General features: G+C 44.0%; 22 protein-coding genes and 1 tRNA gene. 18 read left to right on the top strand and 5 right to left on the bottom strand.

What is annotated here, in order from left to right; all coding sequences use genetic code 11:
• Window positions 1-165: 165 nt before the first annotated feature.
• Genes FDF36_RS03010 through cbiB form a run of 3 tightly spaced genes read left to right on the top strand, consistent with a single transcriptional unit; the run spans window position 166 to window position 3,651 of the window.
• A complete protein-coding gene (locus tag FDF36_RS03010) occupies window positions 166-1,653 on the top strand; it encodes a cobyric acid synthase (RefSeq protein WP_005803609.1) in 1,488 nt (495 codons plus the stop codon).
• Window positions 1,646-2,659 (top strand): threonine-phosphate decarboxylase CobD, encoded by a 1,014-nt coding sequence (cobD, locus tag FDF36_RS03005; protein ID WP_220390278.1) that lies wholly within the window; start codon window positions 1,646-1,648, stop codon window positions 2,657-2,659. The genes FDF36_RS03010 and cobD overlap by 8 nt, the downstream gene beginning before the upstream one ends.
• A gap of 35 nt (window positions 2,660-2,694) precedes the next feature.
• Window positions 2,695-3,651 carry an adenosylcobinamide-phosphate synthase CbiB gene (gene cbiB, locus FDF36_RS03000; RefSeq protein ID WP_220390468.1) on the top strand — a complete coding sequence of 319 codons (957 nt, stop codon included), beginning with the start codon at window positions 2,695-2,697 and terminating at the stop codon, window positions 3,649-3,651.
• Here cbiB and cobC read toward each other — a convergent pair.
• Genes cobC through cobU form a run of 4 tightly spaced genes read right to left on the bottom strand, consistent with a single transcriptional unit; the run spans window position 3,629 to window position 6,592 of the window.
• Window positions 3,629-4,174: an alpha-ribazole phosphatase gene (gene cobC / locus FDF36_RS02995; protein ID WP_005787967.1), complete on the bottom strand. Its 546-nt coding sequence runs from the start codon at window positions 4,172-4,174 to the stop codon at window positions 3,629-3,631. The genes cbiB and cobC overlap by 23 nt on opposite strands.
• A gap of 2 nt (window positions 4,175-4,176) precedes the next feature.
• On the bottom strand, window positions 4,177-4,920 hold the full coding sequence (locus tag FDF36_RS02990; protein WP_032594172.1) for an adenosylcobinamide-GDP ribazoletransferase: 744 nt from the start codon (window positions 4,918-4,920) through the stop codon (window positions 4,177-4,179).
• Between the two features lie 12 nt (window positions 4,921-4,932).
• On the bottom strand, window positions 4,933-5,970 hold the full coding sequence (gene cobT / locus FDF36_RS02985) for a nicotinate-nucleotide--dimethylbenzimidazole phosphoribosyltransferase (RefSeq protein ID WP_220390277.1): 1,038 nt from the start codon (window positions 5,968-5,970) through the stop codon (window positions 4,933-4,935).
• 22 nt (window positions 5,971-5,992) lie between these two features.
• Window positions 5,993-6,592, bottom strand: coding sequence for a bifunctional adenosylcobinamide kinase/adenosylcobinamide-phosphate guanylyltransferase (gene cobU / locus FDF36_RS02980; RefSeq protein WP_081319858.1), 600 nt, complete (start codon window positions 6,590-6,592; stop codon window positions 5,993-5,995).
• Between the two features lie 64 nt (window positions 6,593-6,656).
• Between cobU and FDF36_RS02975 the strand changes: the two genes are divergently transcribed.
• The 6 genes from FDF36_RS02975 to FDF36_RS02950 all read left to right on the top strand — a co-directional run bounded on the left by FDF36_RS02975 (window position 6,657) and on the right by FDF36_RS02950 (window position 13,973).
• Window positions 6,657-6,729 (top strand) — tRNA-Gly (locus FDF36_RS02975).
• 153 nt (window positions 6,730-6,882) lie between these two features.
• Window positions 6,883-10,116, top strand: a complete 3,234-nt coding sequence (locus FDF36_RS02970) for a S41 family peptidase (RefSeq protein ID WP_220390276.1) — start codon at window positions 6,883-6,885, stop codon at window positions 10,114-10,116.
• A 131-nt stretch (window positions 10,117-10,247) separates the two neighbouring features.
• Entirely contained in the window at window positions 10,248-10,982 is a 735-nt protein-coding gene (locus FDF36_RS02965) for a TIGR02757 family protein (RefSeq protein ID WP_220390275.1), read from the top strand.
• A gap of 84 nt (window positions 10,983-11,066) precedes the next feature.
• Entirely contained in the window at window positions 11,067-11,831 is a 765-nt protein-coding gene (locus tag FDF36_RS02960) for a CDGSH iron-sulfur domain-containing protein (RefSeq protein WP_005820357.1), read from the top strand.
• A 179-nt stretch (window positions 11,832-12,010) separates the two neighbouring features.
• Window positions 12,011-13,504 carry a proline--tRNA ligase gene (proS, locus tag FDF36_RS02955; RefSeq protein ID WP_220390274.1) on the top strand — a complete coding sequence of 498 codons (1,494 nt, stop codon included), beginning with the start codon at window positions 12,011-12,013 and terminating at the stop codon, window positions 13,502-13,504.
• Between the two features lie 88 nt (window positions 13,505-13,592).
• Window positions 13,593-13,973, top strand: coding sequence for a YccF domain-containing protein (locus FDF36_RS02950; protein WP_005820355.1), 381 nt, complete (start codon window positions 13,593-13,595; stop codon window positions 13,971-13,973).
• A 105-nt stretch (window positions 13,974-14,078) separates the two neighbouring features.
• Here the strand turns inward: FDF36_RS02950 and FDF36_RS02945 are convergent, their stop codons facing one another.
• Window positions 14,079-18,683: a translocation/assembly module TamB domain-containing protein gene (locus FDF36_RS02945; RefSeq protein ID WP_220390273.1), complete on the bottom strand. Its 4,605-nt coding sequence runs from the start codon at window positions 18,681-18,683 to the stop codon at window positions 14,079-14,081.
• A 32-nt stretch (window positions 18,684-18,715) separates the two neighbouring features.
• Here FDF36_RS02945 and tsaD point away from each other — a divergent pair, with 32 nt between their 5' ends.
• From tsaD to FDF36_RS02900, 9 genes are all read left to right on the top strand, one after another.
• Window positions 18,716-19,735, top strand: a complete 1,020-nt coding sequence (tsaD, locus tag FDF36_RS02940) for a tRNA (adenosine(37)-N6)-threonylcarbamoyltransferase complex transferase subunit TsaD (RefSeq protein ID WP_220390272.1) — start codon at window positions 18,716-18,718, stop codon at window positions 19,733-19,735.
• A 7-nt stretch (window positions 19,736-19,742) separates the two neighbouring features.
• Complete coding sequence (locus tag FDF36_RS02935) at window positions 19,743-20,975, top strand: CinA family nicotinamide mononucleotide deamidase-related protein (protein WP_220390271.1); 1,233 nt, start codon at window positions 19,743-19,745, stop codon at window positions 20,973-20,975.
• Between the two features lie 121 nt (window positions 20,976-21,096).
• Window positions 21,097-21,357 (top strand): 50S ribosomal protein L28, encoded by a 261-nt coding sequence (gene rpmB / locus FDF36_RS02930; protein ID WP_005787937.1) that lies wholly within the window; start codon window positions 21,097-21,099, stop codon window positions 21,355-21,357.
• 26 nt (window positions 21,358-21,383) lie between these two features.
• The gene (gene rpmG, locus FDF36_RS02925; protein ID WP_002560155.1) at window positions 21,384-21,572 is read left to right on the top strand and encodes a 50S ribosomal protein L33; all 189 of its coding nucleotides are present in this window, start codon (window positions 21,384-21,386) and stop codon (window positions 21,570-21,572) included.
• Window positions 21,573-21,591: 19 nt separating this feature from the next.
• Window positions 21,592-21,750, top strand: coding sequence for a DUF4295 domain-containing protein (locus tag FDF36_RS02920; protein WP_220390270.1), 159 nt, complete (start codon window positions 21,592-21,594; stop codon window positions 21,748-21,750).
• Window positions 21,751-21,899: 149 nt separating this feature from the next.
• Window positions 21,900-22,859 carry a signal recognition particle-docking protein FtsY gene (gene ftsY / locus FDF36_RS02915; protein ID WP_220390269.1) on the top strand — a complete coding sequence of 320 codons (960 nt, stop codon included), beginning with the start codon at window positions 21,900-21,902 and terminating at the stop codon, window positions 22,857-22,859.
• Window positions 22,856-24,154, top strand: coding sequence for a 30S ribosomal protein S12 methylthiotransferase RimO (rimO, locus tag FDF36_RS02910; RefSeq protein WP_220390268.1), 1,299 nt, complete (start codon window positions 22,856-22,858; stop codon window positions 24,152-24,154). Before ftsY ends, rimO begins: the two co-directional genes overlap by 4 nt.
• Before the next feature lie 76 nt (window positions 24,155-24,230).
• Window positions 24,231-24,521 (top strand): HU family DNA-binding protein, encoded by a 291-nt coding sequence (locus FDF36_RS02905; RefSeq protein WP_005787931.1) that lies wholly within the window; start codon window positions 24,231-24,233, stop codon window positions 24,519-24,521.
• Window positions 24,514-25,965, top strand: coding sequence for an HU family DNA-binding protein (locus tag FDF36_RS02900; RefSeq protein ID WP_220390267.1), 1,452 nt, complete (start codon window positions 24,514-24,516; stop codon window positions 25,963-25,965). Before FDF36_RS02905 ends, FDF36_RS02900 begins: the two co-directional genes overlap by 8 nt.
• The last annotated feature ends 211 nt before the right edge of the window (window positions 25,966-26,176 follow it).

Raw genomic sequence — 26,176 nt, 5'->3', positions numbered from 1 at the left:
GATAACTAATGATACTTATCTGTATAAATTTGTTGTGAATACGAGTTTCGACACACCCCCTCTCTGTGTTATTCTGTGTTCTCTGTGGTGAGTTTTTGATACCCCCACTTGTCCCCCCCGAATATTTTCACTAAGTTTGTCGCCCATTAACGTGACAAACACGATATGAATAAGAATTTACACCCTTTAATGTTGGCCGGAACCGGTAGTGATGTGGGTAAAAGCATCATTGCCGCAGCTTTTTGCCGCATATTCCTGCAAGACGGTTATCATCCGGCGCCATTCAAGGCACAGAACATGGCATTAAATTCATATGCCACTCCCGAGGGACTTGAAATAGGAAGGGCACAAGCTGTGCAGGCCGAGGCCGCAGGTGTGCCTTGCCATACGGATATGAACCCGTTGCTACTGAAACCATCGTCCGATCATACTTCACAGGTAGTGCTCAACGGACGTCCCATCGGTAACCGGAATGCTTACGAATATTTCCGCCGTGAAGGGCGGGAGGAATTGCGAAAAGAGGTTCATGCCGCGTTCGACCGTTTGGCTGCCCGATATAATCCGGTAGTGATGGAGGGAGCGGGGAGTATCTCCGAGATCAATCTTCGTGACAGCGATCTGGTGAACCTGCCCATGGCCATGCATGCCGGGGCAGATGTGATTCTCGTGGCCGATATAGACCGTGGAGGAGTGTTTGCCAGTGTTTACGGTTCGGTGATGCTGCTTCGGCCGGAAGAGCGGAAGCATATCAAGGGGATATTGATTAATAAATTCCGTGGAGATATCCGCCTTTTCGAGTCGGGAGTAAAGATGCTGGAAGATCTTTGTGGTGTTCCGGTGGTTGGGGTGGTGCCCTACTATAAAGATATCTATATTGAGGAAGAAGACTCGGTGATGCTTCAGACCAAGAATATCCGTGCCGGACAAGGCAAAGTGAATGTGGCTGTCGTGTTGCTTCGTCATTTAAGCAATTTCACCGACTTCAATGTCTTGGAGCGCGATCCGCGTGTACACCTGTTCTACACCAACAATACGGACGAGTTGATGAAAGCGGATATCATCCTGTTGCCCGGTTCGAAAAGCACTTTGTCCGATCTGTATGAGTTGCGCCGCAACGGAGTGGCGCAGGCCATCGTCCGTGCCCACCGCGAAGGTGCCACGGTAATGGGCATTTGTGGAGGTTATCAACTGATGGGTAGGGAGGTTTGCGATCCCGATCATGTGGAAGGCGAGATAGAACGCTTGCCGGGATTGGGGTTACTGCCTGTCAGCACCCGCATGCAGGGAGAGAAGGTTACCCGCCAGGTACGGTTCTGTTTTCTTGAAGACAGCGCTGTCTGCGAAGGATACGAAATACACATGGGAACGACCACGCCCCTTGCGGATGTTCCAGTTTCTCCACTCAACCATCTGGCGGACGGAAGGGAGGATGGGTATTTTGTAGACCGCACCTGCATGGGAACATACGTACATGGCATTCTCGACAATCCTTCAGTTATCGATTACCTGCTGGAGCCTTTCGCCGATAAACTGAAAGAGACGGCTTTTGATTACAAAGCATTTAAAGAAGAACAATACGATAAACTGGCAGCCCATGTCCGTAAGCACGTCGACTTGCCGCTTATCTATCAAATATTGACAGACAATGATTGAAGGACACGGAGACGATTCTTATAAATACCGCCACCCGATACGGAGCAATTTCAGTTCCAACGTATATAATAAGGTGAACCTCGACGGACTGCGTGCACATTTGTGCGGGCGCATCTCTGCCATATCCGCTTATCCCGAACCGGAACCTTATACGCTGGAGGCCCGTCTGGCGGACCGCCACGCTCTGTCTGCCGCCTCGGTTTGCGTGACGAATGGCGCTACGGAAGCCATTTATCTGATAGCGCAGACCTTTCGGGGAACGAACACGGCCATTCTGATGCCTACGTTTAGTGAGTATGCCGATGCCTGCCGCATGCATGGGCACAAGGTCACATCGCTGTACACACTCGATGCAGTGCCGGAGGACGTGCGTATGGTCTGGCTTTGCAATCCGAACAACCCGACCGGAGAGGTGCGTGATAAGAAGTATCTGACGGAACTGATCGCAAAGCATCCCCGGGTCTGTTTCGTGATCGATCAGTCATACGAGTATTTCACGCTGAAAGAGCTTTTTACGGCGCAGGAAGCTGCCGGATTTCCCAATGTGATCCTTCTACATTCGATGACCAAACGCTATGCCATTCCGGGACTTCGGTTGGGGTATGTCACTGCGCATCCCGGACTGATAGGGCGTCTGCGTACGAACCGGATGCCTTGGTCGGTCAATCAGCTTGCCATCGAAGCAGGACTCTACCTGCTTTCCGAAGGCATCCCGGCCGGTCTCTCCATGAAAGATTATCTGGCGGAATGTGCCCGCCTGAAAAGTTCGCTTGAGGCGATAGGCGGGTTAGAGGTCTGGCCTACCGATACTCACTTTATGCTGGTGTGCCTGCGTTTCGGAAAAGCTGCTGCTCTAAAGGAATATCTGGCCCGTGAAGAAGGGATTCTGATTCGGGATGCTTCCAACTTCGAAGGGCTGGACGAACGTTTCTTCCGCATTGCCACCCAGACACCGGAAGAGAATGACGAACTGGTGGGAGCGATTGCGAAGTGGATGGCGGAGTAATGACTGATTGATAGGATAGAGAAAGTATGGATGGAATGTTCTTTTGGTATATTAGCCTTGTGTATTTTTGCAGGTTGTTTCCGTTACCGTTAGCCTGGTTGTTCGATCGCTGGCAAGGCGATCCGTCCTGGTTGCCGCATCCTGTGGTAGGATTCGGTAAACTGATAGCTTGGGGAGAGAAGTGTCTGAATGCGGGGAGGGCCCGCGTTTGGAAAGGGGGAATGATGTCGGTAGCATTGATTGCGGGAGTCTACTTTTTTACCTTCCTCTTTTTTAAAGTGATCGGAGAGTATTCCATCATACTGACAGCGCTGATACAAACACTGCTGATCTTTTGTTGCCTGGCAGGTACAACCCTGATACGTGAGGTCCGGATGGTCTTCGAAGCCGTAGACCGTTCATTGGACGAGGGGCGTAAACAAGTGGCCCGTATTGTGGGACGGGATACCTCTGCACTATCTGCACAAGAGGTGCGTACCGCAGCTTTGGAGACTTTAGCCGAAAATCTGAGTGATGGGGTAATTGCACCACTTTTTTGGTATGCAGTGTTGGGAGTGCCCGGCATGATGGCGTACAAGATGGTGAATACACTTGACTCTATGATCGGTTACCGCAACGAGCGTTACCGTCAATTCGGCTGTATAGCGGCCCGGATCGATGATGTTGCCAATTATATTCCTGCCCGCCTGACGGCTTTGTTGATGATCCTTGTCAGCGGACGGTTTTCTTTGCTCAGGTTCGTGGGTAAATATGGCAGCCGGCACGCCAGCCCAAACTCCGGTTATCCCGAAGCTGCTTTGGCCGGTATTCTGAATTGCCGTTTCGGCGGGCCCCACTATTATTTCGGCGAAGAGGTGTGGAAGCCTTTTATAGGCAACAACGAACGGGCATTGACAACCGAGGATATGAAGAAAGCCGTCTGTGTTAATCGGCGGGCAGAGGTACTGATGGTTGTGTTAGTGTGGCTGACTATTCTTCTGTCTTTGAGTTAAGTTGCAGCCGGACCACTCCGCCGTAAGGTGTCAGTGCGTCAAAAGCGTCTTCCATTCTCAGTATCCCTGCATAGATTTGCGCACAAATCAGTACCCCTCCATGTGCAAAGACGGCTATGCGTTTATACTCTTTTCCACTCACTTCATTCAGGAACTCCGATACCCGTTGAAGCTGCATCATAAAAGACTCTCCGCCTGTAGCCGCTACATGGAAGTAGTCGTTATACCACTCCTCCAGTCGCGGATCACATATTTTATCAAACTCCTGCATCTCCCATTCACCGAAATTCAACTCTTTCAGCCGGGCATCACGAATGGCATCCGGATAGCCGCAGTGGTCTGCAAGGCGGGTGCAACGACTCAGCGGGCTTGTGAATACGGCATCAAATACGTCGTTCTGTAGTTGTTGAGCCGTAATTGAGGCTTCTTCTTCAAAACTATCTCGCAAAGGTACATCAGTCTGGCCATAACAGACTCCTTTAGGAACATCGACAGAGGTATGGCGGATTAATATGACTTCCATGACTATATAAACATTAGTATAACTATTCCCAGGTAGAAAGACAGTTCGCTTAGAAGAAACAGTGCCCCGCAACAGTCGCCGGTATAACCTTGCAATTTCCGTTTCATCAGTGTGCAAAGCAGATACAGCATGACCAGCGGAAGTACGATAGCCATCCAGTATCGGTACGGTAGCAGGAGTGCTGAAGGAAGTATACCGCATAACAGACCGAAAGCAAATTCTCCGCCTGACATTCTGTTATATACTACTTTGGCCTTGCTTTCTTCTTCTTTCCGTGCGTAAGGCAGGAAGTTGATGATTTGTGATGAGGTCAGCTTGCTTATCGTGTCGCCTGCAATCAATGTAATACATGCGAAGGAGAGGGGGAGCGACATCAAAAGACTCCATAGAAGAAGGAAGTAGAAAATCAACCCGATGACACCGTAGCTACCGATATGCGAATCTTTCATGATGGAAAGAATCCGCTCCCGGTTCGTACCTCCTCCGAATCCATCGAAGAAATCCGCCAACCCGTCTTCGTGTAGGGCACCGGTGATCAATAACCGGGCGGCAAGTGCCAACAATACGGCAACGGAGAAGGGGAGGATCTGTGCGCTCAACCAAAGTACCCCTGCCATGATGCCGCCCGTGAGCCATCCGGACAAAGGCCAGTAAGGCACAACGTGTTTAAAACATTCTGCCGGAACTTCGCGGATACGCCAGAAGGGGAGGCGGGTAAAAAAGATAAATGCTGCTAATATATTCATCGGCAAATCTTATTAGAAATATTTGGTGATGGCTGCATGTGCAAAGTTGTCCATCTCGTTGATCATCCGTACAGCAGAGTCAATGATAGGATAGGAGCAGATGGCTCCGGTTCCTTCTCCGAGACGTAAACCCAGATTCAGTAATGGCTTGGCTCCCATGGCATCGAGTACCAGCTTATGTCCGGCTTCATCTCCCTGATGACCGAAGATCGCATAATGCAATACCTCAGGGTAAAGTTGGGAGGCTGCAAGGATGCAGTTTGTCATGATGAATCCGTCTACCAGGATAATCATCTTTAACTCGGCTGCCTGAAGCATGGCGCCTATTGCCATTACCATTTCCAGTCCGCCGAAATAGCGGATCAGGTCGTGTGCACTTCCGTCTCCCTGATAATGGTCCAGTGCCTGCTGCAATACATTATATTTATGACGGACGCCTGCATTGTCGAGTCCGCTGCCTGCTCCGACACACAGTTCGAGAGGGATATGGGTGAAACACGTCATCCACATGGAAGACGAAGAAGTGTTGCCGATACCCATTTCGCCCAAAGAAAGCACATTGCACCCTTCGGCATGACACTGACGGACTACTTCCGCTCCGCGCTCGATGCACAAATTCATTTCTTCTTCTGTCATGGCTGCCTCGTACAGATAGTTACGCGAGCTTTTGCGCACCTTCATGTTGATGATTCCTTTCTCGTATGGGAGGTCGTAATCCACTCCGGCATCTACAATCTTCAACTCGAATCCGTGCTGGCGGCAAAGGAAGTTGACACCCGCCCCTCCGTGAAGAAAATTGCTGATTTGTTGCCAGGTGATCTCTTTGGGAGAGAGGCTGACTCCCTCGCCGACAATGCCATGATCGGCTGCGAATATGATATTTTGAGGATGTCTCAGCTCGGGAGTAAGTGTTTGCTGGATAAGCCCGATCTGCAAGGCCAGTTCTTCAAGTGTTCCCAGAGAGCCTTTGGGCTTGGTCAGATTATTTATTTTGTCGGTCAGTGCTTCCCGGATGGTTTCGTCCGGTCTGGCGATTTGAAATGTTTTCATTTTATAAGGGTTATTCTATCATTTACTTTTCGTCTTTTACTTTCACAGGAATCCCCGATACCATTAGTATTACCCGATTGGCCCGGGAGGCTATATACTGGTTCATCCATCCTTGCATGTCAGTGAACTTTCGTTGTATCAGGTTTTCTGAAGTTCCTCCCATACCGATTTCGTTGGTGACAAAAATAAAGGTCGCGTCCTGTTGTGTCAGTCGGTCAAACTCGGCTTTAACAGCAGTCAGTGCCTTGTCGGTGTCTGCTTCGAGATCAAAGAAATAATTGGTGCACCAGAGGGTTACACAATCGATCAGCACTACACGCCCCTCCAAAGAGTGGCGGCTCAATTCTTTTTCTTCTTCTATATTGGTCCATTCCGGTCCGCGGTTGGCTTGATGGCGCAATACCCTTTGACGAAATTCTTCGTCCCAGATACGTGAGGTGGCCAGGTAAACCGGATTAGGAGAGAGGGATAGCGCCAGGCGTTCGGCATGGCTGCTTTTGCCCGAACGGGCTCCTCCGGTGATGAGTATGATCTGTTTCATGAATCTATCTGTGTATTTTCGGTTAGCAAATGTACGGTAATATTTTATATTTTCATTCCCGGATGCAAAATATTGTGCCATTGCTATGGGTATTTCGGAAACAATATTTATCTTTGCATGGCTTTACAAAATAAAAGCAACACATGCGGTAGTAGCTCAGTTGGCAGAGCGGCGGCTTCCCAAGCCGCAGGTCACGAGTTCGACCCTCGCCTACCGCTCAAAAGTTTATCTCCTCAATTAAAATAGAATATCGCAGATTTCTCCAGTCTTTTTGTAGGAAAAGAATGATGGATCTGCGGTTTTTTTATGTATTTCTTCTGTCACTCTTTGTTCTTTTCTTACCTTTGTGAATCAATTTAATAGATAATCACATGAACAAGAAACTAATCCTATCTATTTTCGTTCTGGCAGGTGCTCCTGTGCTGCTGTCGGCTGCAGGAGAAGCACGGTTGTTGCGTTTCCCCGCTACGAACGGAAATGAGATCGTATTTTCGTATGCGGGCGATTTGTATAAAGTGCCTGCTTCGGGAGGTGAAGCACAACGCCTGACTTCCCATGTGGGATACGAAATGTTTCCCCGGTTTTCTCCGGACGGCAAAACGATTGCATTCACCGGGCAGTACGATGGAAATACAGAAGTGTATACCATGCCTGCAACGGGTGGCGAACCACTACGGATAACCTACACGGCTACCAATAGCCGTGACGACTTGGGTGACCGTATGGGACCTAACAACATTGTTATGACATGGACTCCGGACGGACAACGTATCGTGTATCGTAATCGCATCAGCGACGGATTCTCCGGTAAACTCTTTACAGTAGACAAAGAAGGCGGATTGTCAGAAGTCATTCCTCTTCCCGAGGGGGGCTTTTGCAGCTATTCACCGGACGGAAAACAATTGGCATACAACCGGGTGATGCGCGAATTTCGTACCTGGAAGTATTATAAAGGCGGTATGGCCGATGACATCTGGGTGTATAATCCGGGAAACAAAACAGTGGAGAATGTTACCAATAATGTAGCTCAGGACATTTTTCCGATGTGGATTGGCGATGAAATCTTTTTCCTTTCCGACCGTGACCGTATCATGAATATCTTCGCATACAATACGAAGACCAAACAGACTGTAAAGGTGACGAATTTCACTGAGTATGATGTGAAATTCCCAAGCGTCCATGGCAATACCATCGTTTTTGAAAACGGCGGATATATTTATAAGATGGATGCTGCGGCCCGGAAAGCTGAAAAGGTAAACATTACACTGGCTTCTGATAATATCTATGCCCGCACCGATTTGAAAGAGGGAGCGAATTATGTGACTGCGGCCAGCCTTTCACCGGATGGAGCACGGATGGTAGTGACAAGCCGGGGTGAAGTATTCAATCTGCCGGTAGAGAAAGGGGTTACAAAAAATATAACTCGTTCGCCGGGAGCTCACGACCGTGACGCACAGTGGTCACCGGACGGAACGCAGATTGCTTATATCTCTGATGCCACAGGGGAAACCGAACTTTATCTGCAGAATGCGGCAGGTGGCGAACCGATGCAGTTAACTCATAAGAACGATACGTATATCCGTGACTTTAAATGGAGTCCGGATTCTAAGAAGATAGTGTATATGGATCGTAAGAACCGAGTTAATCTGCTGGATGTGGCTTCCGAGAAAGTTTCTTTATTATTGCAAGATCCGGTGGGAGTGCCGGGTGGAGTTACTTTCTCTCCGGACAGTGAGTGGTTGACTTATACACGGATGGGTAAAAATGAAATCAATGTCGTATATGTCTACAACATTGCGGAAAAGAAAGAATATCCGGTGACCGACAAATGGTATAACTCTTCTTCTCCGGTGTTCAGTACCGACGGAAAGTATCTGATATTCTCTTCTGCCCGTGATTTTAACCCGACTTACGGATCATTGGAATGGAACCATGTATATAATAATATGTATGGTGTGTACATCGCTTTGCTGTCTAAGGATACATCATCTCCTTTCATGCAGAAAGATGCGGAAGTGGCTGTATCTAATGCTACCCCTAAAAGCGGGGATAAGAAACCGGCAGATAAGAAGGAAGTGGCCGATGCTTCGTTGGTGAAGTTCGATCCGGATGGCATTACCGATCGCATCGTTCGTTTGCCCTTGTCTCCGTCTTATTATGGTAACTTCTATTCGGATGGCAACAAGGTGTACTACTGGGGACGCGGTGGTACGAAAATGTATGACTTGACAAGTCAGAAAGAGGAATCGATTGCCGATGGAGCTTCGATGGATGTTACTTACGATGGTAAGAAGGCACTTTTCTTTAAAGGCCGTCAGATTTATGTGACCAATCTTCCTTCGGGTAAGACAGAACTGACCGCTCCGGTCGATTTAAGCAATATGAAGATTACTGTGGATTATCCGAAAGAGTGGGCACAAATCTTTGATGAAGCTTGGCGTGCCTATCGTGACGGATTCTATCAGGAGAGCATGCACGGTGTAGATTGGAAAGCAATTAAAGAAAAATATGCGGTCTTGCTGCCTTACGTTAAAACTCGTTTAGACCTGAATTACATTATCGGTGAGATGATAGGTGAATTGAACTGTGGGCATGCTTATGTCAATCCGGGAGAAACGGAACAGCCCAAACGGATCAATACCGGTTTGCTTGGTGCGGAGATTACCCGCGACAAGAGTGGCTTTTTCCGTCTGGAGAAGATATTCCCCGGAGCATCTTGGAGCAAAGAACTGCGCTCTCCGCTTACGGAACCGGGGGTTGATGTGAAAGCAGGAGAGTACATCGTAGCTATTGACGGTGTGCCGACCAATACAGTTAAAGATATGTATTCTTTACTGGTGGGTAAAGCAGAGATACCTACTGAAATTTCGTTGAATGTCAAACCTCAGCTTTCCGGAGCACGTAAGGTTGTGGTCAGTCCGCTTGCCAATGAATATCCTTTGATACATTACAATTGGGTACAGGATAATATAAAGAAAGTGGACCAGGCTTCCAACGGACGTATCGGATATATTTATATTCCGGATATGGGACCGGAAGGCTTGAACGAGTTTGCCCGCTATTTCTATCCGCAACTTGATAAAGAAGGGTTGATTATTGATGATCGTGCCAATGGTGGAGGTAATGTTTCACCAATGATCCTGGAACGTCTTTCCCGTGAACCTTATCGCCTGACTATGGGTAGAGGTACCAGCCATGTGGGAACAGTGCCTGATGCTGTACAGGTGGGACCGAAGGTTTGTTTGATTAATAAATACTCCGCTTCTGACGGCGACCTGTTCCCATGGGGCTTCCGCGCACTTGGATTGGGCAAGTTGATAGGTACGCGTACCTGGGGAGGTATTGTTGGCATTAGTGGTTCATTGCCATATATGGATGGAACAGACATACGTGTTCCGTTCTTTACCAGTTATGACCCGAAGACGGGACAATGGATTATCGAAAACCATGGTGTGGACCCGGATATCCTGATCGATAATGATCCGGTGAAAGAGTGGAATGGAGAGGATCAACAGCTGAACAGAGCCATCGAAGAGGTTATGAAACAGCTTCAAGACCGTAAACCATTGGCTCCGGTACCTGCTCCGAGAGATTTTAGCAAATAAAAAACTTACTGAGATTGCAGTAAGAGGTTTTCACCACAGATTCCACGTACTTTTACAGACTCATTATCAGTGTTATGTATAGAATCGCGTAATCTGTGGTGTTTCTTTTTGATACATACCTTCTAACGTTTATGAAACAGGAACTAAAGAATAAACTTGCATTTTTGGCAGATAAATACGAGGTAGCCGAATTTATTATGGATGACCCTGTACAGTTTCCACATCGCTATACCGGCAAGGCCGATATTGAGATCTCTGCCCTGGTAGCCTCTTGGATTGCTACTGGAAACCGGAAGGCTATTATCAAAAGCGGCGACCGGATTGACCGTGAACTGTTCTCGAATGCTCCTTACCGGTATATACTTAGTGAGGAGTGGAAGAAATATCGAGGAGTAAAAACCAGCTTTTATCGTTATTATTCCTGGAATGATTTCTATTTACTTTGTCAGGCTTTGTATGCGGCCTATCAGGAACATGAAGACCTGGAGTCGCATTTGTGCCATTCGCTTTCTTCGGGTACTCCGTTGGAAAGACTGCAATCCGTGTTCGGACATATCAATGGGATGCCTGCTTTGGCAAGTGCTTCCGAAGCGAAAAAGATGTGTATGTTCCTGCGCTGGATGATTCGTCGGGATTCTCCTGTGGATCTGGGTATCTGGCGGAGTTTTGATCCTTCGGATCTGATTATTCCTCTCGACACGCATGTGCATCGCATTTCAGTCGATCTTGGACTGACCGATGCACGTAAATGTCTGAAGACTGCGCGTTGTATTACCGATGCATTGCGGGAGGTATGGCCGGATGATCCGGTGAAAGGAGACTTTGCACTTTTCGGGTTTGGTATCAACGAATCCGTAAGAAGTTAGACGGTGTTATAAGAAACTTTTTAGCTTGACTATCTGTTCTTTAAGCGATAAAGGATATGTTAAACCTCCTTATGGCGTAAAATTATGACTAAGAAAGAAGAAGTTTTAGTAGAAGAGGGCAGCCGGCAAGCACCCGAGAAGTATTATATCAAAATAACTCCTGACGGCCCTTATCTTGTTTATGGTAATCCTCCCATTGACCAGGAAATTATTCTTCCCAATGAAGAAGGTTCTTCGTGGGTGTATCAACGCGGGCTGAGTTTCGACAGTTCGGCCACTCCGGTGGCTCTGTGCCGTTGCGGGCATTCCCGCCATAAACCCTTCTGTGACGGTTCTCATAAGCGTGCCACCGATTGGGACTCTAATGAAACCAATAACAAACGTCCGTTACTTGAAGAAGCCGAGGAATTGGAAGGCCCCGCCATGGTGCTTGCCGATAACGAAAAGTATTGTGCTTTTGCCCGTTTCTGCGATGCACGCGGCCGAATCTGGAATCTGGTACAACTCGCTGAAACGGAAGAAGAGCGTGAACTTGTCCGTCGCGAGGCCGGCCATTGTCCTGCCGGGCGGCTCGTCGTTTGGGACAAAGAGACGCAAAAAGTCTTCGAACCGCCTTTTGAGCCCTCTATCGGTATTATTGAGGATCCTGGAATCAGAGTGAGCGGACCTATTTGGGTAAAAGGCGGTATCCGCATAGAGAGTGCGGATGGCAAAAGCTATACAGTCAGGAACAGGGTGACTTTGTGCCGTTGCGGACAGTCGTCCAATAAACCGTTTTGCGACGGTACACATGCTTCCATGGGATTCAGCGACGGACTTCCGTTGGAAGAAAAAGGCAAGAAGTGGTGATTCTGCTTTCTGAAAAATCATAAATAAGCCGGTTGTCAATCGATAAACCGGCTTGTTTATGAACTGCCCTGCCGGGTTCCCTCTTAAAATTATAGATAAAGAATGATCACAGTTCACCCATTTTTAGTATTTTTGCATCCTGTTTTGAAGATAGAAAACTTTAAAAGAAGAAAAATATAATGGCAAAAGAACTGAAAGACCTGACCAAACGCAGCGAAAACTATTCGCAGTGGTATAATGATTTGGTAGTGAAAGCCGATTTGGCAGAGCAATCGGCTGTACGCGGATGTATGGTGATTAAGCCTTACGGATACGCTATTTGGGAGAAAATGCAACGTCAGCTGGATGATATGTTTAAGGAAACCGGACATGTGAATGCTTATTTCCCGTTGCTGATTCCAAAATCATTCTTGAGTCGTGAAGCTGAGCATGTGGAAGGCTTTGCCAAAGAGTGTGCCGTAGTTACTCACTACCGCCTGAAGAATGCCGAAGATGGTTCGGGTGTGGTGGTTGACCCTGCTGCAAAGTTGGAAGAAGAACTGATTATCCGTCCGACTTCCGAAACAATCATCTGGAATACTTATAAAAACTGGATTCAGTCTTATCGTGACCTGCCTATCTTATGCAACCAGTGGGCAAACGTTTTCCGTTGGGAGATGCGTACACGACTGTTTCTCCGTACAGCAGAATTCCTGTGGCAGGAAGGCCATACGGCACATGCAACACGTGAGGAGGCAGAAGAAGAAGCAATCCGCATGCTGAATGTATATGCTGACTTTGCAGAGAAATATATGGCGGTTCCGGTGGTGAAAGGGGTGAAGTCGGCCAATGAACGTTTTGCCGGTGCGCTTGACACCTATACCATTGAAGCGATGATGCAGGACGGCAAGGCGTTGCAGAGTGGTACGTCTCACTTCCTGGGACAGAACTTTGCGAAAGCATTTGATGTGCAGTTTGTTAATAAAGAAAATAAGCTTGAGTACGTATGGGCTACTTCATGGGGTGTTTCTACCCGTCTGATGGGTGCATTGATCATGACCCACTCGGATGACAACGGTCTGGTATTACCTCCGCATCTGGCTCCGATTCAGGTAGTGATCGTTCCTATATATAAGAATGACGAGCAGCTGAAACTGATTGATGCCAAGGTAGAAGGTATTGTAGCGAAGCTGAAGGCATTGGGCATTTCGGTCAAATATGATAACGCCGATAACAAACGACCGGGCTTCAAATTTGCCGATTATGAACTGAAGGGTGTACCGGTTCGTTTGGTAATGGGCGGACGCGATCTGGAAAACAATACGATGGAGGTGATGCGTCGCGATACATTGGAGAAAGAGACCGTTACTTGCGATGGTATCGAGACATATGTTCAAAATCTGTTGGAAGAGATTCAGACCAACATCTACAAGAAAGCACGTACTTATCGCGATTCACGTATCACTAAGGTAGACAGCTACGATGAATTCAAGGAAAAAATCGAAGAGGGCGGTTTCATTCTGGCTCATTGGGACGGAACTACGGAAACAGAAGAGAAGATCAAGGAAGAGACAAAAGCTACTATTCGTTGTATCCCGTTCGATTCGTTTGTTGAAGGTGACAAAGAGCCCGGTAAGTGTATGGTAACCGGCAAACCTTCTGCTTGCCGTGTGATATTTGCTCGTTCTTATTAATAATTAATATAAGGTATAAGGAAAAAAGGTTGGAGGTACCGAAATGAACTTCCGACCTTTTTCTTTACTACCGTTATTCTAATAGCCTATGAATCCATTCTTGAATCTTATCTGGCTGCTGTGTGGCGGCATTTTTACTGCGATAGAGTATCTTATTGCAAGTCTCTTGATGATGGTTACCATTATTGGTATTCCATTTGGCTTTCAGACACTGAAACTGGCCGGGCTTGCTTTATGGCCGTTCGGCAAAGAGGTGAGGAGCACCCCCGATTCGGGAGGTTGCCTCAGTATAATAATGAATATAGTCTGGCTGTTTCTCGGTGGAATTTGGATCAGCCTTTCTCACCTGGGATGGGGGATTCTGCTTTGTATTACAATCATTGGTATACCATTCGGAAGACAACACTTCAAGCTTGCCGGACTGGCTCTGACTCCCTTCGGAAAGGTTATTGTCGATAAAGGCTTTTAATCGTTTTATCTTCTTCACATCCCTTTATCGGTATTCATACACTTTCCGTTTTTGTATTTTTTGCAAGAGAGACATAAGAAAATAAAGACTGAAGAAAAGAGAGCGTCACATCGGATGCTCTCTTTTCATTTCCGATTTAGCTTTGGTGATGTCTTTTACCGTGTCATTCGGGATGCTATCCCGTGCGGCAGCCTGTTTCTTTCTCAGGTTTCTCAGCTTCCATTTATTCCAGAAGAGAAGTTCACTCCATTTATTAAAATCTTTTTTGTACATGATACCGATTCCTTGGGTAGTCAGGTTGGTCCGTGTATAATAACGGTCGTTCGTTTCATTATACGCCTTCAGACGTATGTCTCCTGAGCGGTTGAGCAGCCATTCCGCTTCAAAGTCTCCGATGAAATTGGTATTAGCTAACGGATTATCCCGGTAGCCGAAATTACCATTAATAATCAGACGGTTGTTCAATAACTGTCCGGACAGGATACCTTCTATTTCCATGTCCGTCCAGCCTTTGTCACCGGTACTGAGGTTCGTTCCGATGTTCCAGTTGTTGTTATCGAATACTTGTGACAACAGATTGTTTAACTGCCCGGATAGGGTAGAGAACAGGGCCGATGATGTCATATTGGAGTTTTGGGTACCTCCCGTACTTTCTTGCGGATAGAACTTGCCAATACCCAACAGGTAGAGAATCTGCATGTTCATCTGTTCATCCGTACTGATGTAATTGCGTACCAGTGTCTGTATCTCGTCCCGTTCATTGGGGAGCTCAATTCCCAACTTGATGTTAGGACGCCAGAGAATTCCTGTCAGATTCATGATGCAATTCACTTTCACATTAGGTTGTTGGGTAATCGTTTTCGAAGCGTCGGGGATCAGGTCATTCAGTGAAGCTGAATTTACCGTGTAACTGGCCTGAATGTCAAGCGTTGCATCCAATGGGGGACCGTTGAAAGTGATGCTGCTTCCGTCTTTAATGATAAAATCTTTGCGGATGACCTCTTGCAAACTGAATTTGTAAATACCTTGGTTGATGCGGTAATTACCGAACATTTTCACATCTCCTTTATTAAAGAACTCTGTACGTATATTACCGGAGCCTTTGCCGCTGATGTAATCTCCGGCAATAGGGTCCATGATAATTTTCATTGTAGCATCCGGGGTAGCATCTATCAACAGGTTCAATCGAATATCCGTTTTGGATTCTTCCTCTTCCATCTCTTGCTGTAACCGATCGTATTCTGACATTACATTAATGGAATCTTGAACAAACCTGCGGGGCGTTTTGTCGACAAACTTAATAAACTGGTTGCTGGCTGCTGAAGCTGTTGCATTGGTTATGTAGACAAAATTGGTGTTACGGTTGGTAGTGACAGCTGCAGTGACTTGTAATTCCTGTGGATTTCCAACCAACATTGCATTGCCGGTTCCATATACTTTTCCATAAAAGTTAATATCCGATTTTTCTTTCGTATTCATAAGTAACATGTTGTTCACGTTGAATTCGAAATGATAACTTAGGTCTTTGAAATGCCTGAAATTCAGTTTGCCATTCATTGTACCCTGATGACCTTCCATATCTGCTATGCGTATATTATCGAAGCTAATACCACTGGTGGACAAACGGATGGTGTCTGTTACGGCGAACGAAGTATTCAGTATTCCTATTTTTAAGGATGCGTCCGTCATCAGGTTTCCTTCGATATTGAGTGCCTTGAACTTTCCGTAGAAATGGGCTTTACCACTGGTACGTCCATGCAGGTCTTCAACAATGGAGCGCATGAAGTATTGGAGAAATTGAATATTCGTATGCTCTGTCTCTATATTCAGGTCCAGTTTGCTTTCCGGTTTTAGCGGATAGACATGCCCGATGACATGCGTCTTCGACACTCCTTTTTCTTCCATGTGTGCATCAAGAAAGATAGCGCGCATATCGTTCTTCCAGGCACCGTAAATATCCATTGCTCCCAATGAGGCATCATTAAAGGTGAAGTTCTTAAAATGCAGGCGGGTGTTCATGACCGGTTCTTTTAAAATACCACTGGCATATGCTGTTCCCGTAGCGTCTCCTTTGAAATCGACATCGTCAAAGTTTACCACATCGAACACGTAGCCTACATTGATGTCCTTTAGTTCTACTTTTAATGTATCTTCGGCTTGTTCTGAAATGCGTCCATTGATACGGATATGACGGTCCTGATGTGAAAAATAGAAATCATCCACATCTATTTTTCCTGAATCGACGACAACTTGTGACGGATGAACCTGCCATAGGGTATCATTCAGGATGATGTCTGTCTGTTTAATATCTACGATAGTTTTCAGTGGAGACCTTTCTTCGGCTGCGCGGAAGAAACTGGCGGCGGCAGATAGTCGTCCGCTATAAGTACTGATGGCATTGTTACCCCAGTTGATATTGGCATTTATAGTGTCATTCTTGGCTTGTGCGTCCAGAGAGATGCTTACAGCACTTTCTTTTTTTAGGTTATTGAACCGGACCTTTGCTTTGAACTGATCGGTAGGATTCTCGCAAAGTACCAAACCTGACTCGATAAACGTGTTTTGATATTGTAAACGTGGAAAATAGCCTTCTATACGCAAGCGTTGTGCCTGATCGTTGAAGTAACCTTTCACAGTCGAGTGTGAATATATTTTCAATGGGATGTCAAATACTGTCGACAACAATTCTGTATTAAATATGTGAATATCGAAACTAAAGTTATTATTGGTTTTAATAGGCTTTTTCTCCGGTTGAATCAGTGAAGGAATATATCGCCGCATAATATTCATAACACTTGCCGGAAGCGTATGATACAGATAATTGCCTTCGATACTTGCTTTTAAGAAACTGGAGGTTAGTCTCAATTGGTTCTGTTTATCTTGGCGGGTTGCGGTGATGTTGATATTATCCAGCAAATAATTCTTTTCGGGTGCAGTGAACTGTAGACTGTCTATGTTGATTTCACCTATCATTTCATCAATGGCACCGCCGCGGAAGTTAGCTTTCAGTTTCAGAGAAAATTCTGCATCCGGATAATTCTTGGTCAGGTTCAAGTCGTGTGGACGTACTTTATCTATTGTAGCATTGAAGTTGAAAGTTGGGATTTTCTCGACCACATTGATATTACCATTTAAATGTACCGAACCGTTTTCGTCATCCAGTGCCACCTTTCCGTCGAAACCGCCACGTTCGAACTCTCCGTCGAGTGTGATATTCTCATATTTATAATTACTGTATTCGACGGCGGCTATCAGGCCTTTTAGTGTGATAGTGGGGTATTGGTTGCGGTAGTGGCTGCCTTGGACATCCAGATTAAAGGTGATTTTGCCCAGTTGCTTGTTATCCAGCAACTGTCCCAGTTCGAAGTCGGTAGTCTTCACGCCTCCCGAATAGGAGAACAGGGCTTTGGCTTTATCAGAACTGAGCTTTAAGTCGGTTTGGACAGAACCAATGTTGGTACGAAACAGACCGTACATGACCAAATCTGTGAAATACCCTGATATTTCACCGTGGAAGGAAGCATTCCCTAAATGTTGCAGAATAGGAGGAACCCCATTGTAATGCGGACTTAGGTTGCGTACCAAGAATCCGATTCCTTCGTTATTAGCGGATAGATTGGCGAGATGTCCGTAGACATAAGCATCTTGCGGGCGTGATAGATCCTGCAAAGAGACATCTCCCTTCAGTCGGAATTTATCGCCTGCATTGATTTCTATCGTTTTACAGTTCAACTGGTTGAGTGTACCTTCTACATCAATGCTCAGATCCAATTTTTCTTTAAAGTTGGATAGTGCCGGAACAAAAGCTGAAATATCATTTAGGGTTACGTATGATGGTAGAGTACGGAAAGAGAAACGGACTTCATCGGCAAAATGCATGAGTGCTCCCAAGCTATCATATTCCATCCGAATGGTATCCATTTTCATTTCGGTACTTGGCATTTCTATAGCAAAATTCTCTATTTTCATGCCTCTGTCATTAGCTATGACTTTCAGGCTCAACTTTCTCAGTTCAAAGCCCGATTGTTCGTCTACGCTCAGCCGTTTGATAGCCGCATTGATCGAATCCCCCTGAAGTGCTTTGAGCGAGATGTTGGCAATGATATTATGCAATTTGACATGTTGGGGGTTAAACTTTCCGGGAGTGTCTTCTTCTGACAGTACATCGTAAGCTAATTTACCACGGCGTATCAATATAGAGTTGATCCGCAGATCAAGGTTCTTGCTTGTTTTTACTGTGTCTTTAGATGCAAATGCGTCAAGGACAAATTTGAAATTAGGATCTGCATTCGGAGTAGGTTTGTTCAGGTTGATGTTAAAGCCAAACAATTGTACACTACTGATTGCGATTTTTCCGTTGAATAGAGGAATAATATCAAATTTGGCGGAGAGACGGGTGATTTTAAGCATTTCTTTGCCCGATCGATCATCGAGCAATACGTCATCTATAATGATACGGTTTAATAATCCAATGTCTATCTTACCGATAGTCAGTTCAGTACCCAAAGTCCGGGATAGTTCTTTTGTGACAAACGTAGTCATATTTCGCTGAATAAAAGGAATATTCAGCAAAATAATACTTCCGATATATATACCTAATATGATACCGATAACCCAACGTACAGTCTTCTTCAGCGTTCTGATAGGCGGTTGTTTTGATTTTGAGAACAAAAATATAAAATAGTTCGTTATGAATCCTACTTTTATCATTACTTTTGCATCGTTTAAATATCAAAAAGCGTATGAGTACAATTATATTAGGAATTGAATCTTCCTGTGACGATACATCAGCTGCAGTTATTAAAGATGGTTATTTGTTATCGAATGTGGTATCTAGCCAGGCTGTACACGAAGCTTATGGTGGAGTAGTACCGGAATTGGCATCGCGTGCTCACCAACAGAATATAGTACCTGTGGTGCATGAAGCGTTGAAGCGTGCAGGAGTGACCAAGGAAGAGCTGAGTGCGGTAGCCTTTACAAGGGGGCCTGGGTTGATGGGGTCATTGCTGGTTGGAGTATCTTTTGCAAAGGGTTTTGCACGTTCATTAAATATCCCGATGATTGATGTTAATCATCTGACAGGACACGTGTTAGCGCATTTTATTAAAGAGGAAGGAGAAGCAAATGAACAGCCCGATTTTCCATTCCTTTGTTTGCTGGTATCCGGAGGTAATTCTCAAATTATATTGGTGAAAGCATATAATGATATGGAGATTCTGGGGCAGACTATTGATGATGCTGCCGGAGAAGCAATTGATAAATGTTCGAAAGTAATGGGACTCGGTTATCCGGGGGGGCCTATAATTGACCGTTTGGCACGTCAGGGCAATCCGAAGGCTTATACTTTTAGTAAACCTCATATTTCTGGTTTGGATTATAGTTTTAGCGGACTGAAAACGTCGTTTCTTTACTCTTTACGTGATTGGATGAAAGAAGATCCCGATTTTATCGAACACCATAAGAATGATTTGGCAGCTTCGCTTGAAGCAACGGTAGTAGACATTTTGATGGATAAACTCCGTAAAGCATCCAAACAATATAAAATTAATGAGGTGGCTGTAGCGGGCGGTGTTTCTGCTAATAACGGTTTGCGTAATGCCTTTCGTGAGCATGCAGAGAAATATGGTTGGAAAATTTTTATTCCCAAGTTCAGCTATACTACAGATAATGCCGCAATGATCGCTATCACCGGATATTTTAAATATCAGGATAAAGATTTCTGCTCTATAGAATTGCCTGCTTATTCACGTGTAACTTTGTAAGAGTCCTATGTTTGCGGAGATAATAACTATTGGTGATGAACTGTTGATAGGACAAGTGACTGATACCAATTCGGCATGGATGGGGCGCGAATTAAATAGGGTAGGTATAGAGGTGATTCGTGTCGTGTCTGTACGAGATCGGGCAGAGGAGATTATTGAGGCTGTAGATGCTTCGATGAAAAGGGCAAATATTGTACTAGTGACAGGGGGCTTGGGACCCACTAAAGATGATATTACCAAACAGACTCTTTGCAAATACTTCGGTACCAGACTGATCTTTAGTGAGGCTGTTTTTGAAAACGTAAAACGGGTATTGGCGGGACAAATACCGATGAATGCGTTGAATAAAAGTCAGGCAATGGTACCTGAGGATTGTATCGTTATTAATAATCGGGTAGGAAGTGCTTCTGTCAGTTGGTTTGAGAAAGATGGTAAGGTACTTGTTTCTATGCCGGGAGTTCCTCAGGAAATGACCACTGTGATGAGTGAAGAGGTTATTCCACGTTTGTGTGCAAAGTTTCGTACGGATGCAATTGTTCATCGGACATTTACTGTACAAAACTATCCCGAATCGGTATTGGCTGAGAAATTGGAATCTTGGGAAATGGCATTGCCTGCTTGTCTAAAATTGGCTTATTTACCAAAACCGGGTTTGATTCGTTTAAGATTGACGGGACGTGGGCAGAATCGTAGCGAGGTAGAAGCTTGTGTAAATACTGAGAGTGCCAAACTTGAGGCAATTTTAGGAGAAGATATTTTGGATGAGGAAGATACTCCGATTGAAGTTTTGATAGGCGAACTTTTAAAGAAGAAGAATTTGACTTTTTCTACCGCAGAAAGTTGTACTGGTGGAAGCATTGCAGCCCGCATCACTTCGGTTGCCGGAAGTTCGGAGTATTTTAAAGGAAGCATAGTAGCGTATGCCAATGGAGTAAAGGTGGAGTTGCTGGGTGTATCGATGGAAACGCTTGAAAAAAGAGGTGCGGTAAGTGAGGAAACGGTCATTGAAATGGTAAAAGGTGCGATGAAAGCGCTAAAAACTGACTGTGCTGTAGCTACGTCTGGAATTGCAGGTCCCGGTGGGGGGACTGAAGAGAAGCCTGTTGGTACGGTTTGGATTGCTGCTGCCTATAAAAGTGAAATTTGCACTATGAAGCAGGAAACTAATCGTGGAAGAGAGATGAATGTGGAGAGAGCAAGCAATAATGCCCTCCTATTGCTTCGAAAATTGATTAAATGAAGAAAAATTACTGTTGAATAGTGAATTTATTTAGGAAATGCTTGTTTTATATACATAAAAGTGCTTACTTTGCGCTCTGTTTGAAAGAAGTATAGATTAAAACTATAAAAATAAGATAGAAATGTCGAAGATTTGTCAAATTACCGGAAAGAAAGCCATGATTGGCAACAATGTTTCACACTCAAAGAGAAGAACTAAAAGAACCTTTGATTTGAACTTGTTTAACAAAAAGTTCTACTATGTAGAACAGGACTGCTGGATCAGCTTGAGCCTCTGTGCTGCTGGTTTGCGTATTATTAATAAAAAAGGTTTGGATGCTGCTTTGAATGATGCGGTTGCCAAAGGGTATTGTGATTGGAAAACCATTAAAGTTGTTGGCTAAAACGTTAAAAAGAGGAGAAACTGATTATGGCAAAGAAAGCAAAAGGTAATAGAGTTCAGGTGATTCTGGAATGCACAGAACACAAAGATAGCGGTATGCCGGGAACATCTCGTTATATCACAACTAAGAACAGAAAGAATACTACTGAAAGACTTGAGTTGAAGAAATACAACCCAATTCTGAAAAGAGTAACAGTACACAAAGAAATTAAATAATAAAGAAAGAGTATAACCCATGGCAAAGAAAACAGTAGCAAGTTTGCACGAAGGATCTAAAGAAGGTCGTGCTTATACTAAGGTTATCAAAATGGTTAAATCTCCGAAAACTGGAGCTTACATTTTTGATGAACAAATGGTTTCTAACGAAAAAGTACAAGACTTTTTTAAGAAATAAGCCGGTTGCATAAATAGCAATCCGAAAAATCCTCTCACTGATATTCATTGAGGGGATTTTTTTTGCCAATTTTATTCGCTTCATTTTTTACTTTACGCCAGTTTTATTATATCTTTGTAGCATAATGTATTATACAAATAATTGTAATCATGGGATTTTTTAGTTTTTTCTCAAAGGAAAAGAAGGAAACTTTAGATAAAGGATTATCTAAAACCAAAGAAAGTGTATTCAGCAAGATTGCCCGTGCGGTGGCCGGAAAATCGAAGGTGGATGATGAAGTGCTGGATAATCTGGAAGAGGTACTTATCACATCGGACGTAGGGGTAGAGACTACTCTTAATATCATCAAGCGTATCGAAAAACGTGCAGCAGAAGATAAATATGTAAATACACAAGAGTTGAATTCGATTCTTCGTGAAGAAATAGCTGCATTGCTGACTGAAAATAATTCGGATGATGTTGCCGATTTCGATGTTCCGGTAGAGAAAAAGCCTTATGTTATTATGGTGGTGGGTGTAAACGGAGTTGGTAAAACAACCACTATTGGTAAACTGGCTTATCAATTTAAGAAAGCCAGTAAATCTGTATATTTGGGGGCAGCCGATACTTTTCGTGCAGCAGCTGTGGAGCAATTGGTGATATGGGGTGAAAGAGTGGGTGTTCCAGTCATTAAACAAAAGATGGGGGCCGATCCGGCTTCTGTTGCGTTTGATACATTAAGTTCTGCAGTAGCTAATAACGCTGATGTTGTGATCATTGATACGGCAGGACGTTTGCACAATAAAGTTGGCTTGATGAACGAACTGACGAAAATTAAAAATGTAATGAAGAAAGTAGTGCCTGATGCTCCGAACGAGGTGCTGTTGGTGCTTGATGGCTCGACCGGACAAAATGCCTTTGAGCAGGCAAAACAATTCACACTTGCAACAGAAGTAACTGCTATGGCTATAACCAAGTTGGATGGGACAGCAAAAGGTGGCGTTGTTATCGGAATTTCAGATCAGTTTAAGATTCCGGTGAAATATATCGGATTGGGTGAGGGTATGGAAGACCTACAGGTGTTCCGCAAGAAAGAATTTGTAGACTCCTTATTTGGAGAGAATGCATGAAAAGAAAAACTATAGATATCATAACATTAGGGTGCTCAAAGAACCTGGTGGATTCAGAACAGTTGATGCGTCAATTGGAAGAAGCCGGATATGATGTAACCCATGACTCGGAAAAGCCGACAGGAGAGATAGCTGTTATTAATACCTGTGGTTTTATCGGTGATGCAAAAGAAGAATCGATTAATATGATTCTGGAGTTTGCACAAGAAAAAGAAGAAGGCAATTTGGAGAAACTTTTTGTAATGGGCTGTCTTTCGGAACGTTATTTAAAGGAATTAGCGATTGAGATTCCTCAGGTTGATAAGTTTTATGGAAAATTCAATTGGAAGGGGTTGTTACAGGATTTGGGTAAAGCTTACCATGAGGAGCTTCATATTGAGCGTACTCTTACCACTCCTAATCATTATGCTTATCTGAAAATATCAGAGGGTTGTGATCGTAAATGCTCTTATTGTGCTATACCGATTATTACAGGACGACATGTATCTCGTTCTATAGAAGAAATCCTGGAAGAGGTGAGATATTTGGTTTCCAATGGTGTAAAGGAGTTTCAGGTAATTGCTCAGGAACTAACTTACTATGGAGTGGATTTATATAAGAAGCAAATGCTTCCGGAGTTGATCGAACGTATTTCTGAAATTCCGGGTGTAGAATGGATACGTTTACATTATGCATATCCGGCACATTTCCCTGAAGAGTTGTTCCGGGTGATGCGTGAACGAGATAATGTATGTAAATACATGGATATTGCATTACAGCATATCAGTGATAATATGCTGCAACGTATGCGTCGTCATGTGACGAAAAAGGAGACTTATCGGTTGATTGAACAGTTTCGTAAGGAAGTTCCCGGAATCCATTTGCGTACGACGTTGATGGTGGGTCATCCAGGAGAGACAGAAGAAGATTTTGAGGAATTGAAAGAGTTTGTACGTAAAGCGCGCTTTGATAGGATGGGGGCTTTTACTTATTCAGAAGAAGAAGGAACATATGCTGCGGCTAATTATGAAGACTCTATTCCTCAGGAGCTAAAACAGGCACGATTGGATGAGTTAATGACTATTCAGCAGGGAATTTCTACTGAATTAAGTGCATCAAAAGTTGGACAAAAAATGAGAGTCATTATTGATCGTATAGAGGGTGGATATTACATTGGGCGTACAGAGTTTGATTCTCCGGAAGTAGATCCTGAAGTTTTGATAAAACGTGAAGGGGTTAATTTGATGATTGGTAACTTTTATCAAGTACAAGTGATTGATTCCGATGAATTCGATCTTTTTGGTGAAATAATTTAAATATATTTCCTGAAGAATTTGTTTTTTGATCTGGATTGATTAATATAGCAACATATTTTTTTTAAATTGTAGGATCTTGAATAATAAAGAATTTACTTCTGAACTTTCTCGCAGGTTGGGGTATAATACAAAATATACTTCTGAGCTGATAACATCTCTGCTATCTGATATTACTCAGGAATTGCAGGAAAGCAATGCTATAGGAATACAGGGGTTTGGTACTTTTGAGGTAAAAAAGAAAGCAGAACGTATTGTCATCAATCCCGTCACTAAGTTGCGACTGTTGGTTCCACCCAAGTTAGTACTGGCGTTTAAGCCGAGTCCTATATTAAAAGATAAGTTTAAAGAAACATTTCCGTATGAATGAAAAGTTGACTATACAAGATCTTGTTGAACTACTGGTTAACAGACATGAGGTTTCTCAAGAAGATGCTGATGTTTTCGTCCGGGAGTTTTTCTTGTTGATAGAACAAGCTCTGGACACTGATCAATATGTGAAAATCAAAGGATTGGGTACATTCAAATTGATAGGGGTCAATAGTCGGGAAAGTGTAAATGTCAATACAGGTGAACGTATTAAAATAGAGGGGCATACTAAGATTTCTTTTACTCCTGACCCTTCTTTAAGAGATATCATAAATAGACCTTTTTCACATTTCGAAACGGTAGTGCTGAATGAGAATACAGTCTTGGAAGATACGCCAATAGAGGAACTGGAGGAAGAATCAGGGAATGTATCCGAAACAACTGAGCCTCCGTTAATAACAGAGATTGTAGAGAGAGAGGAAGCGAAAGCAGAGGAAAAAACAATTGAAACAGAGGCGAATGAGAAAATTGAACCGGAAACCTTAGACGAGCAGAATGTTGTGTTGTCAGATGTGGAAGTTGCAGAAGACGTTCCGGAAGTTATGAAGGGATCCGAAAGGACAGAGGTTGTAGATGATATTGACATACTTGAAACAGTTGAAGATGTTAGTATACATAAAGGTAGTGAAGCTGTAGTAGAAGGTTCATCCATTGCTGAGGTTCGAGAAGAGGGTGGATTGGATAAAGTAGTAGAAAATTCTGAAGAGCCAATCCAGTTCACTGGAGATACAGGGCAAGAAATTACAGATAATTTTAAAAAGGTGATAGAAGACGAAGGTTCTCTTAAATTGACTGCCGAAGAAATTATAGCACGGGAGATTCAAAAAGCAGAAGTATCGACTATCCCTGTAAAAAAGGAAAAGCGCCCAAAGAAGGAAGTTAAACCGGAAAACCAAAAATCTCCTGTTCCTTATTTAATAATGATTATAGTAGTTGTTATGTCGCTTTGCGGTGCAGCATTAGCTTTTGTTTATTATCCGGATTTGTTTTCTAAAAAAGAATCGGAACAGTCAATAACCACAGAGGCAGTAGAGAAAAAAGAACCGATACGGGAAATTCCATTGGATACTATTGCAAAAGCGGATACTATTGTTGAGGTGGTAGCAAAGACTCCGAATCAACAGGAGGTAAAATCGATGTCTGAGCATGTCAATGTATCGGAGAAAGTAGATAAAACTTCAGAAAGTAAATCGGTATCCCGGGAAAAGAATACTAAAACAGTGTCAATCCCAGTTAAGCCGGATTCAGTGAATTATACAATTACCGGTACTAAGGCGACTTATACAATTAAAGAAGGTGAAACTCTGACCAGGGTATCTCTACGGTTTTATGGTACAAAAGATTTATGGCCCTATATCGTTAAACATAATCGGGGAGTGATTAAGAATCCGAATAATGTACCGTATGGTACTGTACTTAAAATACCGGAATTGGTTAAAAAATGACAGTCTAATGTGATCACCCGGGTGTATACAAGTTTATACATTCGGGTATTGTGTTTATGTTATACAAATACAAAAGCGTATGAAAGTACCTTAATCTAAAGACTTCGCATTGTTTTTTAATAAAAATTAGTTGGAATGGTTAAAGATATAGTGTACTTTTGGAATCGAAATTAAAAAGCCTTACAACATAGGCTTTACTCATATTATTAAA

This window comes from Bacteroides fragilis (assembly GCF_019583405.1).
In the GTDB taxonomy this organism is placed as follows: domain Bacteria; phylum Bacteroidota; class Bacteroidia; order Bacteroidales; family Bacteroidaceae; genus Bacteroides; species Bacteroides fragilis_B.
The sequence above is the reverse complement of the archived record's forward strand: the minus strand, read 5'-3'. Positions and strand labels throughout refer to the sequence as shown.